This is a genomic window from Aquimarina rubra, from assembly GCF_042684305.1.
GTDB classification, from domain to species: Bacteria; Bacteroidota; Bacteroidia; order Flavobacteriales; family Flavobacteriaceae; genus Aquimarina; species Aquimarina rubra.
On sequence record NZ_JBHULE010000019.1, the window covers coordinates 1,150,370 to 1,167,022 of the forward strand.

18 protein-coding genes and 1 pseudogene are annotated in these 16,653 nt (G+C 35.0%); 6 read left to right on the top strand and 13 right to left on the bottom strand.

Annotation, left to right across the window (positions count from 1 at the left end; genetic code table 11):
• The 4 genes from ACFSR1_RS13690 to ACFSR1_RS13705 all read left to right on the top strand — a co-directional run bounded on the left by ACFSR1_RS13690 (nucleotide 1) and on the right by ACFSR1_RS13705 (nucleotide 6,242).
• Nucleotides 1-2,331, top strand: a complete 2,331-nt coding sequence (locus ACFSR1_RS13690) for a penicillin-binding protein 1A (protein WP_378293405.1) — start codon at nucleotides 1-3, stop codon at nucleotides 2,329-2,331.
• 21 nt (nucleotides 2,332-2,352) lie between these two features.
• Nucleotides 2,353-4,677 carry a transglycosylase domain-containing protein gene (locus tag ACFSR1_RS13695; protein WP_378293407.1) on the top strand — a complete coding sequence of 775 codons (2,325 nt, stop codon included), beginning with the start codon at nucleotides 2,353-2,355 and terminating at the stop codon, nucleotides 4,675-4,677.
• Between the two features lie 100 nt (nucleotides 4,678-4,777).
• Complete coding sequence (locus ACFSR1_RS13700; protein ID WP_378293409.1) at nucleotides 4,778-5,476, top strand: CoA transferase subunit A; 699 nt, start codon at nucleotides 4,778-4,780, stop codon at nucleotides 5,474-5,476.
• Between the two features lie 109 nt (nucleotides 5,477-5,585).
• Nucleotides 5,586-6,242 (top strand): 3-oxoacid CoA-transferase subunit B, encoded by a 657-nt coding sequence (locus ACFSR1_RS13705; protein WP_378293411.1) that lies wholly within the window; start codon nucleotides 5,586-5,588, stop codon nucleotides 6,240-6,242.
• Between the two features lie 663 nt (nucleotides 6,243-6,905).
• On the opposite strand, the gene ACFSR1_RS13710 is transcribed toward ACFSR1_RS13705, so the two are convergent.
• From ACFSR1_RS13710 to ACFSR1_RS13750, 9 genes and pseudogenes are all read right to left on the bottom strand, one after another.
• Complete coding sequence (locus ACFSR1_RS13710) at nucleotides 6,906-7,289, bottom strand: VOC family protein (RefSeq protein ID WP_378293413.1); 384 nt, start codon at nucleotides 7,287-7,289, stop codon at nucleotides 6,906-6,908.
• A gap of 14 nt (nucleotides 7,290-7,303) precedes the next feature.
• A complete protein-coding gene (locus tag ACFSR1_RS13715) occupies nucleotides 7,304-7,762 on the bottom strand; it encodes a DUF1801 domain-containing protein (RefSeq protein ID WP_378293415.1) in 459 nt (152 codons plus the stop codon).
• Between the two features lie 11 nt (nucleotides 7,763-7,773).
• The gene (locus ACFSR1_RS13720; protein ID WP_378293417.1) at nucleotides 7,774-8,295 is read right to left on the bottom strand and encodes a DUF4199 domain-containing protein; all 522 of its coding nucleotides are present in this window, start codon (nucleotides 8,293-8,295) and stop codon (nucleotides 7,774-7,776) included.
• A gap of 78 nt (nucleotides 8,296-8,373) precedes the next feature.
• Nucleotides 8,374-8,790: a response regulator transcription factor gene (locus ACFSR1_RS13725; protein ID WP_378293418.1), complete on the bottom strand. Its 417-nt coding sequence runs from the start codon at nucleotides 8,788-8,790 to the stop codon at nucleotides 8,374-8,376.
• Between the two features lie 278 nt (nucleotides 8,791-9,068).
• Nucleotides 9,069-9,686 carry an HD domain-containing protein gene (locus ACFSR1_RS13730; protein WP_378293420.1) on the bottom strand — a complete coding sequence of 206 codons (618 nt, stop codon included), beginning with the start codon at nucleotides 9,684-9,686 and terminating at the stop codon, nucleotides 9,069-9,071.
• Nucleotides 9,680-10,642 carry a 2-hydroxyacid dehydrogenase gene (locus ACFSR1_RS13735; RefSeq protein ID WP_378293422.1) on the bottom strand — a complete coding sequence of 321 codons (963 nt, stop codon included), beginning with the start codon at nucleotides 10,640-10,642 and terminating at the stop codon, nucleotides 9,680-9,682. The genes ACFSR1_RS13730 and ACFSR1_RS13735 overlap by 7 nt, the downstream gene beginning before the upstream one ends.
• 77 nt (nucleotides 10,643-10,719) lie before the next feature.
• A pseudogene (locus tag ACFSR1_RS13740) lies at nucleotides 10,720-10,986 on the bottom strand (glycoside hydrolase family 19 protein); the annotation flags it as partial.
• Between the two features lie 141 nt (nucleotides 10,987-11,127).
• Nucleotides 11,128-11,337 carry a hypothetical protein gene (locus tag ACFSR1_RS13745; RefSeq protein ID WP_378293424.1) on the bottom strand — a complete coding sequence of 70 codons (210 nt, stop codon included), beginning with the start codon at nucleotides 11,335-11,337 and terminating at the stop codon, nucleotides 11,128-11,130.
• Nucleotides 11,334-12,116: a hypothetical protein gene (locus ACFSR1_RS13750; protein WP_378293425.1), complete on the bottom strand. Its 783-nt coding sequence runs from the start codon at nucleotides 12,114-12,116 to the stop codon at nucleotides 11,334-11,336. The genes ACFSR1_RS13745 and ACFSR1_RS13750 overlap by 4 nt, the downstream gene beginning before the upstream one ends.
• Nucleotides 12,117-12,410: 294 nt before the next feature.
• Between ACFSR1_RS13750 and ACFSR1_RS13755 the strand changes: the two genes are divergently transcribed.
• On the top strand, nucleotides 12,411-12,845 hold the full coding sequence (locus tag ACFSR1_RS13755; RefSeq protein WP_378293427.1) for a hypothetical protein: 435 nt from the start codon (nucleotides 12,411-12,413) through the stop codon (nucleotides 12,843-12,845).
• A gap of 47 nt (nucleotides 12,846-12,892) precedes the next feature.
• Here the strand turns inward: ACFSR1_RS13755 and ACFSR1_RS13760 are convergent, their stop codons facing one another.
• The 3 genes from ACFSR1_RS13760 to ACFSR1_RS13770 form a co-directional block, all read right to left on the bottom strand.
• A complete protein-coding gene (locus ACFSR1_RS13760) occupies nucleotides 12,893-13,981 on the bottom strand; it encodes a Gfo/Idh/MocA family protein (RefSeq protein ID WP_378293429.1) in 1,089 nt (362 codons plus the stop codon).
• Nucleotides 13,982-14,037: 56 nt separating this feature from the next.
• Complete coding sequence (locus ACFSR1_RS13765) at nucleotides 14,038-14,403, bottom strand: cupin domain-containing protein (protein ID WP_378293431.1); 366 nt, start codon at nucleotides 14,401-14,403, stop codon at nucleotides 14,038-14,040.
• Between the two features lie 62 nt (nucleotides 14,404-14,465).
• The gene (locus tag ACFSR1_RS13770; protein ID WP_378293433.1) at nucleotides 14,466-14,867 is read right to left on the bottom strand and encodes an acyl-CoA thioesterase; all 402 of its coding nucleotides are present in this window, start codon (nucleotides 14,865-14,867) and stop codon (nucleotides 14,466-14,468) included.
• Between the two features lie 115 nt (nucleotides 14,868-14,982).
• Between ACFSR1_RS13770 and ACFSR1_RS13775 the strand changes: the two genes are divergently transcribed.
• Nucleotides 14,983-15,162, top strand: a complete 180-nt coding sequence (locus tag ACFSR1_RS13775) for a hypothetical protein (protein WP_378293435.1) — start codon at nucleotides 14,983-14,985, stop codon at nucleotides 15,160-15,162.
• Nucleotides 15,163-15,256: 94 nt separating this feature from the next.
• On the opposite strand, the gene mgtE is transcribed toward ACFSR1_RS13775, so the two are convergent.
• Nucleotides 15,257-16,612 (bottom strand): magnesium transporter, encoded by a 1,356-nt coding sequence (gene mgtE, locus ACFSR1_RS13780; RefSeq protein WP_378293437.1) that lies wholly within the window; start codon nucleotides 16,610-16,612, stop codon nucleotides 15,257-15,259.
• Between the last annotated feature and the right edge of the window lie 41 nt (nucleotides 16,613-16,653).

Consider the following 16,653-nt stretch of genomic DNA (forward strand, 5'->3'; position numbering starts at 1 on the left):
ATGGCTAAAGCAACACCCAAATCAACCAGAAAAACATCAGGAACCCCACAGATAAACGTAATCAAATACATAAAATGGTTTTGGATCACTTTTGCGTCAGGAGTACTTTTGGTGATCTTACTATTTTTACTAGCAAGCTGGGGAACTTTTGGAGAAATGCCTGGTTTTGATGAATTAGAAAATCCTCAAAATGATTTGGCAACTCAGATTATTTCCTCGGATGGAAAGCAAATAGGAACTTTTTTCAAAGAGAACAGAACTCCTGTTAATTTTGAAGATTTATCTCCAGACATAGTAAATGCATTGGTAGCAACAGAAGATGTCCGCTATTATAAGCATTCTGGAATCGATGCCAGAGGAACCATCAGGGCTTTTGCTTTTTTAGGTAAAAAAGGAGGAGCAAGTACGATCACACAACAGTTAGCGAAACTTCTTTTTACAGGAAAAAGATCCAGAGGTTGGCAACGTTATACCCAAAAAATAAAAGAATGGGTAATTGCTGCTCGTTTAGAGAGACAATATACCAAAGATGAGATCATGGCTATGTACTTAAACAAGTATGATTTCCTTAATCAGGCAATTGGTATTAGTTCTGCTTCACGTATTTATTTTAACAAAACTCCTAAAGACCTTAAAAAAGAAGAGGCAGCTGTGTTAGTAGGTATGTTAAAGAACTCTTCGCTTTTTAACCCTTTGAGAAGACCAGAATTGGTAAAAAACAGACGAGATGTGGTGTTATCTCAGATGGCGAAGTATGAATTTATAACTACTCAACAGAAAGATAGTTTACAACAACTACCATTAAAACTAGATTATGCACCAGAAGGACATTCTGATGGGATTGCTACATATTTCAGAGAGTATGTAAGAAGTTGGATGGGTGACTGGGTGAAAAAGAATCCAAAAGGAGAAGATGAGGATGGAAATACACTGTTTTATAATATTTATAGAGACGGATTAAGGATTAATGTGACCATTGATTCCAGAATGCAGAAATATGCTGAAGAAGCTGTCCAGGAACACATGTCCAACCTACAAAAAGAGTTTGACAAACAGGAGCAGAAGAACAAAACGGCACCATTTAGAGATTTAACGAAGCAAGAAGTTGAAGGGATTGTTAAAAGGGCTATCAGGAGTTCGGCCAGAAGAAAGGAAATGTTATCTCAGAACAAAAGTGAAGAAGAGATTTTAAAATCTTTTGATGTTAAGACAGAGATGAAGATATTTTCCTGGAAAGGGTATATAGATACCATTATGACCCCGAGAGATTCCATTTTATACTATAAAGGATTTCTAAGATCAGGTATGATGTCCATGGAACCACAGACGGGTCAGGTTAAGGCGTGGGTTGGTGGTGTTGATATTAAACATTTCCAGTATGATCACGTCTATCAAGGAGCGAGACAGGTAGGTTCCACGTTTAAACCCTTTGTGTATGCAACAGCGATTGATCAACTTAAATTATCTCCTTGTGATACATTACCAATGTCGCAGATTACAATTCCTGCCGGTTCTCATGGTGTTATGGAAGACTGGACTCCAAAGAATAGTGATGCAAAATATACTGGATATTTGAGCCTAAAAGAAGCGCTAGCAAAGTCCGTGAATACAATTTCTGCTCGCTTAATGGACCGCATCGGACCTGAACCTATAGTAAGGCTAGCAAAAAAATCAGGAGTAGAATCTGAAGTTATCGAGGTTGCTTCGATAGCATTAGGATCGGTAGATCTCAAGTTGTCAGAAATGGTAGGCGCCTATAGCACATTTGCTAATGAAGGTATTTATAACAAACCCGTTATGATTACTAGCATTGAAGATAAAAACGGAACTACACTATACCAGTTTGAACCTGAAACGCGAGATGTAATAAGTAAAGAAGCTGCTTATGTAACGCTTAACTTGTTAGAAGGAGTTACCCAATCAGGATCTGGTTTGCGTCTTAGAACCGGACCTTCTAATAGATATGACTATAAAAATGTGGTTACAGGATATCCGTATGAATTTACTAATCCAATAGCTGGCAAAACAGGTACAACACAAAATCAAAGTGATGGTTGGTTTATGGGCATAGTCCCTAATCTGTGTACAGGTGTTTGGGTAGGTGGTGATGATCGTGCCACTCATTTTAGTTCTGTTAAATATGGGCAAGGAGCTACAATGGCGCTGCCAATATGGGCGTTGTATATGAGGAAGTGTTATGCAGATAAAACGCTTAAAGTTTCTAAAGATGCTTTCAAAAAACCTGAGAATCTAACGATAGAAGTGGATTGTAAAGAGTTTAAGAAAAACATTAAAGTAGAAGACCCTATCGAAGACGAATTTGGTCTTTAGTAAATAGTCCATTAAACTAAAATGGAACAATCAGTTTTCAAAGAGAATAGCAATAAAGAACCTGTCTATAGTAGTCCACAGAAATATGTTAGATATTTCTGGGTTTTTTTCGTTTCGGCTATACTATTTGTAGTTCTTTTATTTCTTTTGGCTGGTTGGGGTGCTTTGGGTAAGATGCCAACATTCGAGGATTTAGAAAATCCGAGAAATGATTTAGCCGCTCAGATTATATCATCAGATGGAGTACAACTGGGTACTATTTTTAGGCCAAATGAGAATAGAACTCCAATAGTATATGATGATTTGCCACCGCATCTTGTTAATGCATTAATCGCTACAGAAGATGTACGCTTTTATGAACACTCTGGAGTTGATGCAAGAGGTACGCTTAGAGCTTTTACTTCTCTTGGCAGAAGGGGAGGAGCGAGTACGATCACTCAACAATTAGCAAGATTACTTTTCATTGGTCTGAGATCCAAGAATATAGATAAATACACCCAGAAAATTAGGGAATGGGTAATTGCGGCTCGCTTGGAAAGACAGTATACCAAGAATGAGATTATAGTTATGTATTTAAATAAGTATGACTTTGCAAGACAAGCTATTGGTATAGGATCTGCATCAAGAATTTACTTTGATAAAAAGCCTATAGACTTAACCATAGAAGAAGCAGCTGTTCTCATAGGAATGCTCAAAAGTGCAACTATATATAATCCAAAGACAAGACTAGAAAGTGCCACGAGGCGAAGAAATACAGTGTTGAGTCAAATGGCAAAGTATGGGTATTTAACGATTCGGGAAAAAGATAGTCTGCAAAAAATGCCTTTGATATTAAACTATAAAGCAGAAGGATATTCTGAAGGTAATGCGACTTATTTTAGGAGACAAGTAAAAAAATGGGCTGAAGATTGGATTAAGGCTAATCCTAAAGGAAAAAATGAAGAAGGTGAATTAGAATTTCACGATATCTACAGAGATGGACTTAAAATTTTCGTTACTGTGGATTCTCGTATGCAAAAATATGCAGAAGAGGCCGTTTCTGAACATATGAAGAATCTTCAAAAAGAATTTAATAAACAAGAAACTAATAATAAGACTTCACCATTTAGAGGGATTTCTAGTGAGCAGTTGGATGAAATTATAAATCGAGCCATCAGAACTTCACCTAGAAGAAAAAAAATGCTTGATCAGGGCAAAAACGAAAAAGAAATTCTAGCCTCTTTTGATAAGAAAACAAAGATGAAAGTGTTTTCTTGGAACGGAGTGATTGATACGTTAATGACGCCTAGAGATTCTATTTTATACTATAAGAGTTTTTTGCATACCGGACTGATGTCTATGGTGCCTCAAACTGGAGAAGTGAAAGCGTGGGTTGGAGGTATTGACTATAAATATTTTAAATATGATCACGTAAATCAGGGAACTCGCCAAGTGGGATCAACATTTAAACCATTTGTATATGCCACTGCTATTGATCAATTAAAATATTCACCCTGTTATAAAATACCAAGAGAAAAAGTCACTATACCTGTTGGAAAGCACGGAGTATCCGGCAAAGATTGGACACCAACGAATACAGATGGAAATTATGTAGGGTCTGTAACCCTTAAGGACGCACTAGCGGCATCTGTAAATACTGTTTCAGCACGGCTAATGGATAGAATAGGGCCAGAGCCTATCATTAATTTAGCCAAGAAACTAGGCATTCAATCCGATATAGATACCGTGGCGTCTATATGCTTGGGAACCGAAAATCTTAAGCTATCCGAAATGGTAGGAGCATACAGTACCTTTGCTAATGAAGGAGTATATAGTAAGCCATTTATTATTTCTCATATTAAGGACAAGAATGGAACACTACTGTATGATAATTTTCCTGAAAGAAGAGATGTAATTAATAAAGAATCTGCATATATAACACTTAATTTGATGGAAGGTGTTACACAGACAGGATCTGGTAAAAGACTGAGAACTAAAGCTTCTGATCAATATGTCTATAAAAATGTGGTCACCGGTCATCCTTATGAATTTACAAATCCAATAGCCGGAAAAACCGGAACTACACAAAACCAGAGTGATGGTTGGTTTATGGGGATAGTGCCTAATTTATGCACCGGAGTTTGGGTGGGAGGCGATAATAGGTCAATAAGGTTTGAATCCATAACCAATGGAGCAGGTGCTACTATGGCACTTCCGATTTGGGCATTATATATGAAGAAATGTTATAGCGATCCAAGCTTAAATGTTTCAAAATCTGAATTTAAGAAACCAGAAAACCTTACGATTGAGTTAAATTGTGAGACCCAGGAAAAAGACAGTGATGCAGATGATGAATTGGGTTTTTGACACTTCTATTAAATATCATTAAAAATTTCTAAAACTATGAGTGTTCAAACGTTTTAGTACTATTTTTTTAGTACTTTTAAACTGCTAAAAATTGAACACTATGATTCGTAAAACGGTGGCTGGAGTTGAGGAAGCTACAGAAGGAGTAAAAGATGATATGACTTTTATGCTTGGAGGTTTCGGACTATGCGGAATACCAGAAAATGCAATTGCAGAACTCGTAAAGAAAAACATCAAAGGATTGACTTGTATTTCTAACAATGCAGGCGTTGACGATTTTGGTTTAGGACTTTTACTTCAACAAAAACAAATTAAAAAAATGGTTTCTTCTTACGTTGGCGAGAATGATGAATTCGAACGGCAGATGCTAAGCGGAGAGTTAGATGTAGAGCTTATTCCTCAGGGTACATTGGCAGAACGATGCAGAGCTGCGCAAGGAGGCTTCCCCGCTTTTTATACACCAGCGGGTTATGGTACTGAGGTTGCAGAAGGAAAAGAAACGAGAGAATTTAATGGTAAAATGTATATACTGGAAAAAGCCTTTAAAGCAGATTTTGCATTTGTAAAAGCCTGGAAAGGTGATGAGGCTGGAAACTTGATTTTTAAAGGTACTGCAAGAAATTTTAATCCCTGTATGTGCGGAGCTGCTAAAATTACTGTAGCAGAAGTGGAAGAATTGGTTCCTGCCGGAAGCTTAGATCCTGATCACATTCATATTCCTGGGATTTTTGTACAAAGAATTTTTCAAGGGGAGAAATATGAAAAAAGAATTGAACAGCGAACCGTTCGGAAGAGATAGTTCAAAACTGATACATAACTGCAGAAGCAGTTTAAAAAGCAAACGATATTATAAATGCATTTCACAACTAGCTTGAGATGAATTTGTGCAAAATTAGAAGAAGATAATTATGCTTGACAAAAATGGAATAGCAAGACGTATAGCCAAAGAGCTTGAAGATGGATATTTTGTAAATCTGGGGATCGGCATCCCGACATTGGTAGCAAATTATATCCCTAAAGGAATAGAAGTAGAATTTCAAAGTGAGAATGGTGTTTTGGGTATGGGGCCATTTCCATACGAAGGAGAAGAGGATGCAGATATCATTAACGCTGGAAAACAAACTATTACGACAATGCCCGGAGCTTCTTTCTTTGATTCTGCTATCAGTTTTAATATGATTCGCGGTCAACATGTAGACTTAACCATTCTTGGGGCTATGGAAGTTGCAGAGAACGGAGATATCGCAAACTGGAAAATTCCTGGTAAAATGGTGAAAGGAATGGGAGGTGCTATGGACCTTGTTGCCAGTGCAGAAAATATCATTGTAGCGATGATGCATACTAATAGGGCAGGGGCATCAAAACTCTTAAAAAGATGTTCTTTGCCACTAACGGGCGTAAACTGTGTGAAGAAGGTGGTAACCAATATGGCTGTTCTTGAAATTATTGAAGATGGATTTAGGTTGTTAGAAAGAGCTCCTGGAGTAAGTGTAGAAGACATAAAAAATGCGACAGAAGGAAAGCTTATCATTGAAGGAAATGTACCAGAAATGGTTTTAGATTGATTTGATCAAATTCTATTTACAGGTAAACGATTATTTAATATACGACAACGAATAATAAATCAGAAAAGGATACGTTATCTTATATAGTAGATCAAATATCAATATTTGTAGGAAAAAAACTACTTTTCCTTTGTTGTTTTCACTCACCTAAACCTTTACTTTAACCCATAAATAAAGGCAAAACCTTTACAAATGTTAAAATTTTGAGTATTTTATCGATTTTTATGGTATTTAAACGTTGATTTGAGAAATATTTTGCATATTAGCAGTCCCTATGAAGAAGTACACTTAAATGTGCTCTTTTAAAATAAATAATTAAATTTTAACCCTCACACATTGCCCTATTATGAAAAAGCGTATAAATCGTCTACAGAAATCAGTTAAACCTACAATCGAATTGATTTCTAACTGTATGTATTTAGCAAAAAAAGTATTTTTGTTTTAACAAAAAAGTTAATTTTTGTTATGTGATTTTTTGTTGTTAATGAATCGCAACCTCCCCAAGTCGCGATGAATAAACCTGTTGGTCTATTGAGCTTAACAGGTTTTTTTGTACCAGATAAACACTATTGCCATCTTTTCCTTTTGGATTTAAAATGCGGAAGTTTTCTTGTAAATATTTTCAAAATCACTTATTTTTTGTTTTTGTATTTGATCAACTAACTATAAAAATGCTTTATCTATGGGTTCCCATAATTCAATCTTATTACCTTCGGGGTCTATGATCCACCCAAATTTTCCGTAATCATATTCTTCTATTTCACCAACGACTGTGACTCCCTCTTCTTTTAAATCTTTTAAGAGTTCTACTAGATTTTCAACTCTAAAGTTCATCATAAATTCTTTCTTACTTGGTGAAAAATAGTTAGTATCTTCTTTAAACGGGCTCCATTGCGTAGAACAATCATTTCCTTCTTTATCTTTCCACCAGAAAGTACATCCGTAGTCATCTACTGGTAGCCCTAAGTGTTTGCCATACCATGCTTTTGTTGTTTTTGGATCTTTTGTTTTGAAAAAAAATCCTCCTAGTCCAGTTACTCTTTTCATCTATAAAATTTTTATTATTTCTTTTTGATATTGGTTTCATACATCTCGATCCAGGCTTCTACAGAAAGCTTTGTTGCTAATTCACCGATTAATTTTAGCGGGATTTGATCGATTTTTTTAAAACGGACACAGCTTTTACCCATATCCAACTTTGTTTTTACATATTTATGGTATTCACCTACAAACCATTCCATCAAGTCTTTATCGGCATAAATTCCTGCATGATACACAGCAATAAAATTCTTTTGCGAAGCTATGTTCATAAATGGTAGCGGTAATTTAGGATCACAATGATATCCGTCGGGATATAGTTCGTGTGGAACTACGTAACCGATCATTCCATAATTGATTTCTTCAGAAAAACCTTTAGGTAAGTTATCCAAAAGTACCTTTCGAAGATTTCTCATAGGTTCCTTACGCTCTTCTGGTATGGCCTCTATATATTCATCTGGTGTAGTTGCTTTGTATTGCATACTGTTGGTTTTTAATTATTGGTTGATGGCTTTCTTTGTAGAATAAGCCCAGAAATTAGCGAAATTATGAATCCTATGATGAGTACGGTTGCGGACATTAATAAAAAGTTCATCAGTGGACTGGAGAACATTTCTTTTTGGGCTTCTAATTCTTCTAACTTTACCTTAAATTCTGCTTCAGAAAGAGAACTGCGCATCTGTTCTACCATATGCCCGTAATATTCTGCAGTAAAATCAGGATTGATATATTTTATGTAAATAATATCTAGGAGTCCAAATGCCAAGGCAGCAAATAAAGAAATTAATACGCCAATGGCTAGTGCTTTTCCAAAAGATACGACTCCGTTATTTTCTTTATCTCTATAATGTTTTATACCAAAGAAGACAAAAAGTAAAGAGACTACCATACTTGTATACCCAATAACTTCTTGTATGGAATAGGAAAGGTTTTTACCAAGAGTCAAGCTCAATAAAAATAATACGCATATGGTAATTGCTCCGTATATCCCGAAACGTACAACTGTATTTTTCATTTGTGATTTATTTAATGGTTTAGGTCAAAAGTAGGGTTGAAGGTCAAAAAAGGACTCATACTAAAGTATGAAAATCTTCTAAAATGGTATAATTCTAAGTTCTTTTGCAATTTGTATAGCTTGTGTTCGGCGTTTCGCATCTAGTTTAACCAATATATTAGAAACATGAGTTTTTATAGTACTTTCTGATACAAAAAGCCTTTCTGCAATCTCTTTGTTGGATAACCCTGAAGCAATTTCACATAACACTTCATATTCGCGTTTACTTAAGCCTAAGGCTTCTATTTTGTCGTGGTCAATTTCTTTAGAAATACTCTTGTTTTGATGCAGTACTTTTTTATTAATGATGACACCAATTACAAAAAAGACGATCGCTATTCCTGCAATGATAAATTCTATAGAAGTGTTACCAGAAATAAGGCTATACTTACTTAACTGAAAAAGCACAAGTAATGCTACAACGATAGCTCCGAAGATGAGTATGGTTTTCTTCACGATATAAATGTAATAAAACTGAAGTGTAATATCATATAACCTGAGTTTGATTAATATTAGTTGTATTTCACAAACGTCAATTAGAGTGCTTTGACGAAGGAAAAGTGCCTGTCCGCCTCTGGAGGGTGTCAAGAATAGGTTTTTGATGTTGAACTGTTTGCCCGACTGCCATCCGACAGGTAGGCAGATTTTCGATACAAGATTCTTAACAGAATTTCACTCAAATTGACGTGAATCAGATGAATCGAACTCAGACTTTAGAATTATCAAGTAATTTATTAAGAAAGTAAACCTATCTCTTGTTGAAGGTTATTTTTGGCCTGCTTTTCAAACTTACTGTAGAAATAATCTGTTTTAAAAATCCTTGGCATATTAATGAAGTGTTTCAATACGTTTACCCGGCCTTTGTTGTACATGAAATCTGGATAGTATTTGTATTCTTTTTTTACATTTTTGTAATAGGTCTCATACACCGTCCAACTACTTCCTAGAATAGAAAGATCTGCGTCTGTAAAATAATTAATGTCGTTGCTTTTAGAAACCTGATGTCCCTTTGTAGCCAAAATCATTTTTTTACAAAGTTCAATTCTATCGGGATCGATAGATAATGAACTAAAAATCTTAATGGCTTTTTGAGCACTTCGCTCTTCATTGTCTTGTTTTAATGCGTTGTAGATATAATCGTGATAAAACAGTGCAAACAATACGATATCCCAGTCCAAAATTTCTTTTTTTACAGCAAGTAAATTGCTGTATAAGTTTTCCAGATGGGATAGGTTATGATAGTGTCGATTTTTCTTGCCGTGGTTTTTAACGACTTCATTCCATAAAGAATCGATATATTCTTTGTCTTGAGAATACTTAGAAACAAGTGATATAAAAACTTCTTTTAGCAAAATTCAGCTTTAATTTTATCTACAATAGTTTGTGCTAATTTTTCTTTAGACTCTACTGTCCAACCAGCAATATGAGGGCTTAAGATCACATTATCCATTTGCAGTAATTCTTTTAAGGGTTCCGGCATCTCCACAGAACCCGATGTGATATTTTTTTCAGTAGTAAATAGATTTTCAAAAGATGATTTTTCGTACTCTAAAACGTCTAATCCGGCACCTAAAATTTTTCCGGATTTTAGCGCTGTTACCAAATCTTTAGTAACCACACTATTTCCTCTTGCTGTATTGATAAACCAGAAAGGTTTTTTGAATTTATTAATAAACTTAGCATTAATCATTTTATCGGTTAGCGGTGTCCAAGGCGTGTGTAAACTCAGGACATCTGTTTTCTCGAAAAGTTCATCTATTGTTACCTGTGTAGCGTCGCTATTCTTTATATCTGGTTTTATATCATAACAGATCACTTCTACATCAAAACCTCTTAATTTGCGAGCAAAAGCTTTTCCCATATTACCATAACCGATGATGCCAACAGTTTTTAGATCAAGTTCTATACCTCTGTTTTGTTCACGATTCCATCGACCATTTCTTACTTGTTGGTCTGCTGTGTTTAGTTTGTTAAATAAAGACAATATCATGCCCAGTGCGTGTTCTCCCACAGCATTGCGATTCCCTTCTGGAGCAGAGAAAAGCTTGATTCCTTTTTTTTCGGCATATTCGACATCTATACTTTCCAATCCTGCACCAACACGACCGATGAACTTTAGGTTTATTGCTTGATCTAGAAAATCTTTGTCAATCTTAAAACGACTTCGGATGATAACACCATCATATTCTTTTATTTTTACTTCAACTTCAGATTTAGTAGAAGTGTAATCTTCTTCGTTTTCAAATCCTAAATCGTTAAGTTGTTGCAATAATAGTGGATGATTAGAATCTATGTGAAGTATTTTCATTGGAGTATCCTATTAATACTTCAAAAATACTCAATAAAAGATGAATTATTTTCTGTCACAAGATTATAAACTCAGAATTATATTTTATAAAGCTTTTTAAACTCTTCTAAGAAATGTTGTCGGTTTTGCAATCCGTTGTATCCACCATTAATTAGTTTAGTGACCATATGAATATCATCTGCATCCGCATACTTATTGACGTTTCTTTTTTGCCAATACCAGCAGGCAGAAGTTAATGCCCATTCTGGGTTAGAGACCTTATCAGGATTTGATATAAAATCCTGTTTGATAGTGTCAGAAAGAGCTTGATAGTTTGATTTTCCGGTTAACTGTATCAGGCCTCTTCCTTTGTATTTCTATCCATCTCCACTGGATTCTGTTCCATTGCCCATTCTGTTAGCATATACCTTATTCGCTATTTTTTCGGGCTTTCTGGCATATGTAGTGGCATCTTCTAAAGTAGGGAAGTATTTTCTGAAAACTCCCTATAGTGCTTTTGCAGAATAGTTAAGATTTTCTGTTACGAACTTAAATCCACCACTTTCATGAGCGACCTGTGCCAGAAAATGTGCTTTTCTTAAAGGAGTATTGATATTGTATTTGGGTAAAATGGTGTCAAATAAAGACACATATTTACTGGCATAATTCCAATTTACATCCGGAATTAGTTGTTTAAAATTTTGTTCTGTAATCATGATGCTGAGCTTGAAGGAATGAAAATGGCTTTGATTCTATCAATAATACCTTGTAAAATGCTGAAGATAGCATCTGATGAAAATCCACCAATAAGAGCTAATACACTTTTGTTAAATAGATTGATATCGTTTGGATCTGTTCTGTAAAATGAGATGATCTCTGAAGAAATTAAACCTGCAATAACACCCAGTATAATCATCGCGATATAGTATATGGTGTCTTCTGGAACTAGGGTACTGTTTTTTGCTGAGGTACTAACGCTTTTTAATAAATAGAAGAGCACACCTAAGCCTGAGACAGAGGCTAAGAAACTAAGGTTTAGTAGCAGCGACATTCCATTATTATTTAAAACTCCTTTATCCAGAGAAGCATCATTTACTTCGGGAGATAAACTGGATATAATAAATGTTGCCAGAAAAAAGAGCGCTAATATGATTAAGTTCCTAACAAGAGGAAGTTTGCCAAATAAGGTTTTACCCTTTCCTTGTTGATTCAATTGTTTTGTATAATGAATAGATTTAGGAGTCGCCGGAGCGATATTCTTACATAACAAATTATGTGCATTGATGAGATCATCTACAGAACTTTTCTGAATGAGGCTATTTACTTCAGTATTAATAATAATGCCATTATATACGGCAAACGATAACATATTGTTTATCTCTTTGCTCAGTTCATCAATAATCTCTTTAGAAATACCCGGAACAATTTCTGGTTTAGGGGAAATTGTTTTAGTTGTCTTGACCGTGGTTTTACTTGTATCGGTTGCAGTAGCCATAATTTTGGATTTTGAAACGAATTGTTTAGTGCATTAAAACTATAAAATTAATACCAGTAAAAACCATAGTATTTATACCTGTTTTTAGGTAGAAAATGGAACGATTATTATTTTAATCAGTGTGAATATGATAGCTATTTGCTTTAAATTTTATCTTACAATTGGATAAGGAGTCGTAGAATTATAAAAAAACACTCCACTGGTTATGTGAAACAAGTAGTTTTATTTTGTAAATTGATCAAGAAATAGGAAAACAATATCATTTCATCATCAAACACCCAAAATTTAGATACTATGAGATCAATTTTACTATCATTATTTGTTATTACCCTTCTTGCTTCTTGCAAGTCTCAACAAAAAGGAGAGCCTTTAAATGAAAGTGAAGATATTCAGGCAATTACCGAGGATGAATTACTAACAGGTAAAGTTCTTGGAAAGAGAAAAAAGAAAATGGAATATGTAGCCGTAAAGCTGGTAGTGGACGAAAATACTTGTATGAAGGCTTATACCGATAAGGATGGATTATACGATTTCTTGATCAATCCTAGTAAAATGAAAGCTGAGAGTTATTTTGAATTTGTTTACAAAGGATATGCTAAAAAACAAGTTCCTTATAGTGAAATCACTAAAAATGGAACAGTTACTCTTAGTATAAAAGGAGATGTAGTAACTACTACGGATTATCGTATTTTTTATGAAGATATACGATCCTGCAAGGACGAACTATAAGTTATTTGAAAATATACAGTGCTTTGTTTTAACCTGATTATATAAAGTCAGATCAAACTGATTTTGCGATTTTCTTTGGCGGATTTGTAGATAGCTTCGACAATTCTGATATCTTTCATACCTTCTTCACCAGGAACAAGGGGATTCGTGTTATTAAGTATAGATAACGCATCATCATCCATTTGTTTGGCTTGTTGATTTTCTATGTAGACATTAAGTAATTTTCCATCACTGGTATTTCCTTGTACACCAGAATACATAGAGAAAGGTTGTAACTGATACCACCCTTTATCTGCATCAATGCGTAGTCTATGCATATCCTTGCCAACGCTGGTTTTTCCATGGGCGATGGCTCCCGAAGGAAATTCTAATGTAAAATGTGTGGTCTCATCAGTCTCAGTAAAGATATGAGGTCGGGTAGTCATTTGCTCTGCGGTAACAGAGATAGGTTCCTCATTGGTTGCATATCTCGCGGCATTTAGAGAATACACACCTAAATCATACATGGTACCACCGCCTAATTTAGCGTTCAGTCTCCAGCTTTTTTCTGGATTTGTTACGTTATAACCAATTTCGGCATATACTGTATTGATATTTCCATATGGTTTGGTTGTAGCCCATTGTATGACCTGCTGTGTATTGGGTTCGTGTTGCATTCTGTATCCAATGGACAGTTTTACCTTGTTTTTTTGACAAGCATTTATAATAGAAAGACACTCTTTTTCAGTTTTGGCCATTGGTTTTTCACACCAAACGTGTTTTCCGGTATTGGCTGCTTTGATCGCATATTTAGCGTGTAAACCTGTAGGTAAAACAATGTAAACGATATCTATATCAGGATTATTTGCAATACGATCCATAGTCTCATAATTGTAAACATTGTTATCAGGGATATTATATTTTTTTTGCCAAATCGGGATCTTAGAAGGAGTGCCGGTAACGATACCGGTTAATCGGCAATATTTGGTTAATTGTAATGCTGGAGCTAGTATGTTGGTACTGTAGTTTCCTAATGCTACCAGACAAACTCCCAGTTTTTTATTAGAAGTATTAGAAAATAAATTAATTGATGGAATAAGGCTATACCCTGCTACAAGCCCTATGTTACGAATAAATGATCTTCTGTCTAAATTCATAATATCTATTTTACTACGTTTCTCATTAAAAAAGCTATTGAAAAAGGTAATGAAATCTATATTTCTACGTACTTGGTAACTGTTTTCTCGTTTTCTATTTCTCCTGTATGTTTAGTACTTGTTTTTTCAAATAAAAGAAGGTGTACCTCCTCATTATTCTTCGTAGAAGGACAATGTTCAACACCTTTTGGAACGACAATAATTTCGCCAGCTTCAACCTTTACGGTTTTATCTCTGAATTTCATGTAAAGAGTTCCTTTTATTACCTGAAACAATTCATCCTCATGGTCATGTTTATGCCATACAAAATCACCGCATATTTTTGACAGATACACTTGATTGTCATCTACCATTGCAATGCGATGTGGATGCCATTGTTTATCGAATTTTGAAAGTTTATCCTTTATATTAATTGCTATCATGTTTTTCAACTTAATTTATGAAATAAGCATAAACAAATTTGCTTTTTACGTATTCACTAATTTTATATAGATGAAAACAAGTTACTTATTTCTTGATTGATTCTAGTAGGTCTTAACGTTTCTTTATGTAGCAAACACCACATTGTTTTGGCTGTAACGATAACTTTTTGGGTAGAAGTCTTTATGATTTTTGTATGTCGTTCACTTTTTGCTCCGTGATGATGATCAATCCAGGTTTGAATGGTTAGTTCATCATTTTCCAAAGCAGGATGATGATATTCTATATAATGATTTAATACTACCCAAACATAAGTATCCCTTATTTCCTGATCAGTTTTAGCTTCCCAATGTTTTTTAGCAATATCCTGTACCCATTGTAGATAGGTAACATTATTCACATGATTCATATCATCAATTGCCGACTTTGGGACTGTTATATAGGATTCGAATATTTCAGAGTTCATTGTGAAGTTATGCTAAATTCATTTATGATAATATACTCGAAATGATTTTGTAAAAACATTTTAAACCATAACGAGATGCTATAAATTTAAAAAACTAACTTAAAATATGTATTCCATGAAAACAAATCTTTTGAAAATCGACAGAGTTGCGATACTCTCACAAGAAAGTCAACGTATGATTAAAGGACAAGCGGGTATAGATTTATCTTTGTGTGGATGTTCTTGTAGTGGTGGTGTCTCAAGCCCATCGTATTGCGGTAAATTTATTATTTGTCCACAGATATATGCGTGCTAAAAAAGTTGGTAATACTTCTAAAAATTTTAACCATATCAATACTAATTGAAAGTATTAGAAGTGTACAGATGAAATATTCTTGCTAGCTTTTTTATCAAAAATCAAGAATCAATTTGGCGATATAAAAGAACAGGAAAATCCCAAAAATATCATTGCTGGTAGTAATAAACGGGCCTGTTGCAATCGCCGGATCGATACCTCTTTTATCAAGAATTATTGGTACAAAGGTGCCAATTAGTGCAGCTACAATAATAACACTCATCAATGCCGCTGCAATGGTTAAACTAAAAGAAATCTCATAATTCATAATGAGCCCAAATAGGATTACCAAAAGGGCAAGTGCAGCTCCATTGATTAAGCTAAGTCCAATTTCCTTTAATAGTCGTTTTAGAAGACTTCCTTTTACGTTATCATTGGCTAAACCTTGTACAATAATTGCCGATGATTGTACTCCTACATTACCAGCCATCGCCGCAATAAGTGGAGTGTAGAAAAATAAATCCCGTATCCTTGGGTTGGTCATAACATCCTCAAAATCCTGCATAATAAAGACACTCCCCAATCCTCCAAATAACCCTAAGATTAACCATGGCAATCGAGCTCTGGTAAGTTCCCAGACATTATCATCAGCCTCTACATCCTGTGATATACCCGCTGCCATCTGATAATCTTTTTCGGCTTCATCCTTTATGAAATCTACCATGTCATCAATCGTGATGCGACCAACCAGAACGGTTTCATTATCTACAACAGGGATAGCTTCTAAGTCATATTTTTGCATAATTCTGGCGACTTCTTCACCTTCAGTTTCTACATTTACATAGTCTACTTTTGGGATGTATACATCACTAATATATGCTTTGGCGGAAGCGGTAAGTAAATCCTTGAGGGATAATCTTCCTTTTAGTCTTCCATCTTTATCAACTACATAAATGGAGTGTACTCTGGTAACTTTTTCTGCCTGGCGTCGCATTTCGCGAACACATCCTGCGACTGTCCAGGTTTCTTTTACCTTTACGAGTTCTTTTGCCATGAGTCCTCCTGCGGTATCTTCTTCATACAACAGTAGTTCCTTTATATCTTCGGCATGTTTCTCGTCTTCTATCTCTGCAATTACTTCTTCTGCACGATCTTCAGGAAGCTCTGCAATAATATCAGCAGCGTCATCGGTATCCATTTCTTCTAACTCCTCTGCAATTTCTTTTACAGATAAGTTCTCTAAAATACGTTCTCTAAAATCCTCTTCTAACTCCATAAGAGCCTCAGAGGTCTTTTCGCTATCTAATAATTTAATAAGGTAGGTTGCTTGATATAGATTTAATTCTCCGATAATCTCGGCAATATCAGCAAAATGGATTTCACCAAGCATTTCTTCCAAATGAGTATCACCTTCATCCTGAATGAGGTGCTTCACTTGGTCGATAAGCTCATTGGAAATCTCGAATGACATAGAATACTTATTTTTGGATTTCTTTACAAATGCTCACAAAG

Coding starts and splice junctions, on each gene's coding strand:
- ACFSR1_RS13710 (WP_378293413.1), bottom strand. CDS start 7,289: ATGAAAAGAGTAACTGGACTAGGAGGATTTTTTTTCAAAACAAAAGAT.
- ACFSR1_RS13755 (WP_378293427.1), top strand. CDS start 12,411: ATGAGATCAATTTTACTATCATTATTTGTTATTACCCTTCTTGCTTCT.
- ACFSR1_RS13765 (WP_378293431.1), bottom strand. CDS start 14,403: ATGATAGCAATTAATATAAAGGATAAACTTTCAAAATTCGATAAACAA.
- ACFSR1_RS13735 (WP_378293422.1), bottom strand. CDS start 10,642: ATGAAAATACTTCACATAGATTCTAATCATCCACTATTATTGCAACAA.
- ACFSR1_RS13775 (WP_378293435.1), top strand. CDS start 14,983: ATGAAAACAAATCTTTTGAAAATCGACAGAGTTGCGATACTCTCACAA.
- ACFSR1_RS13715 (WP_378293415.1), bottom strand. CDS start 7,762: ATGCAATACAAAGCAACTACACCAGATGAATATATAGAGGCCATACCA.
- ACFSR1_RS13745 (WP_378293424.1), bottom strand. CDS start 11,337: ATGATTACAGAACAAAATTTTAAACAACTAATTCCGGATGTAAATTGG.
- ACFSR1_RS13770 (WP_378293433.1), bottom strand. CDS start 14,867: ATGAACTCTGAAATATTCGAATCCTATATAACAGTCCCAAAGTCGGCA.
- ACFSR1_RS13760 (WP_378293429.1), bottom strand. CDS start 13,981: ATGAATTTAGACAGAAGATCATTTATTCGTAACATAGGGCTTGTAGCA.
- ACFSR1_RS13750 (WP_378293425.1), bottom strand. CDS start 12,116: ATGGCTACTGCAACCGATACAAGTAAAACCACGGTCAAGACAACTAAA.
- mgtE (WP_378293437.1), bottom strand. CDS start 16,612: ATGTCATTCGAGATTTCCAATGAGCTTATCGACCAAGTGAAGCACCTC.
- ACFSR1_RS13700 (WP_378293409.1), top strand. CDS start 4,778: ATGATTCGTAAAACGGTGGCTGGAGTTGAGGAAGCTACAGAAGGAGTA.
- ACFSR1_RS13705 (WP_378293411.1), top strand. CDS start 5,586: ATGCTTGACAAAAATGGAATAGCAAGACGTATAGCCAAAGAGCTTGAA.
- ACFSR1_RS13695 (WP_378293407.1), top strand. CDS start 2,353: ATGGAACAATCAGTTTTCAAAGAGAATAGCAATAAAGAACCTGTCTAT.
- ACFSR1_RS13720 (WP_378293417.1), bottom strand. CDS start 8,295: ATGAAAAATACAGTTGTACGTTTCGGGATATACGGAGCAATTACCATA.
- ACFSR1_RS13690 (WP_378293405.1), top strand. CDS start 1: ATGGCTAAAGCAACACCCAAATCAACCAGAAAAACATCAGGAACCCCA.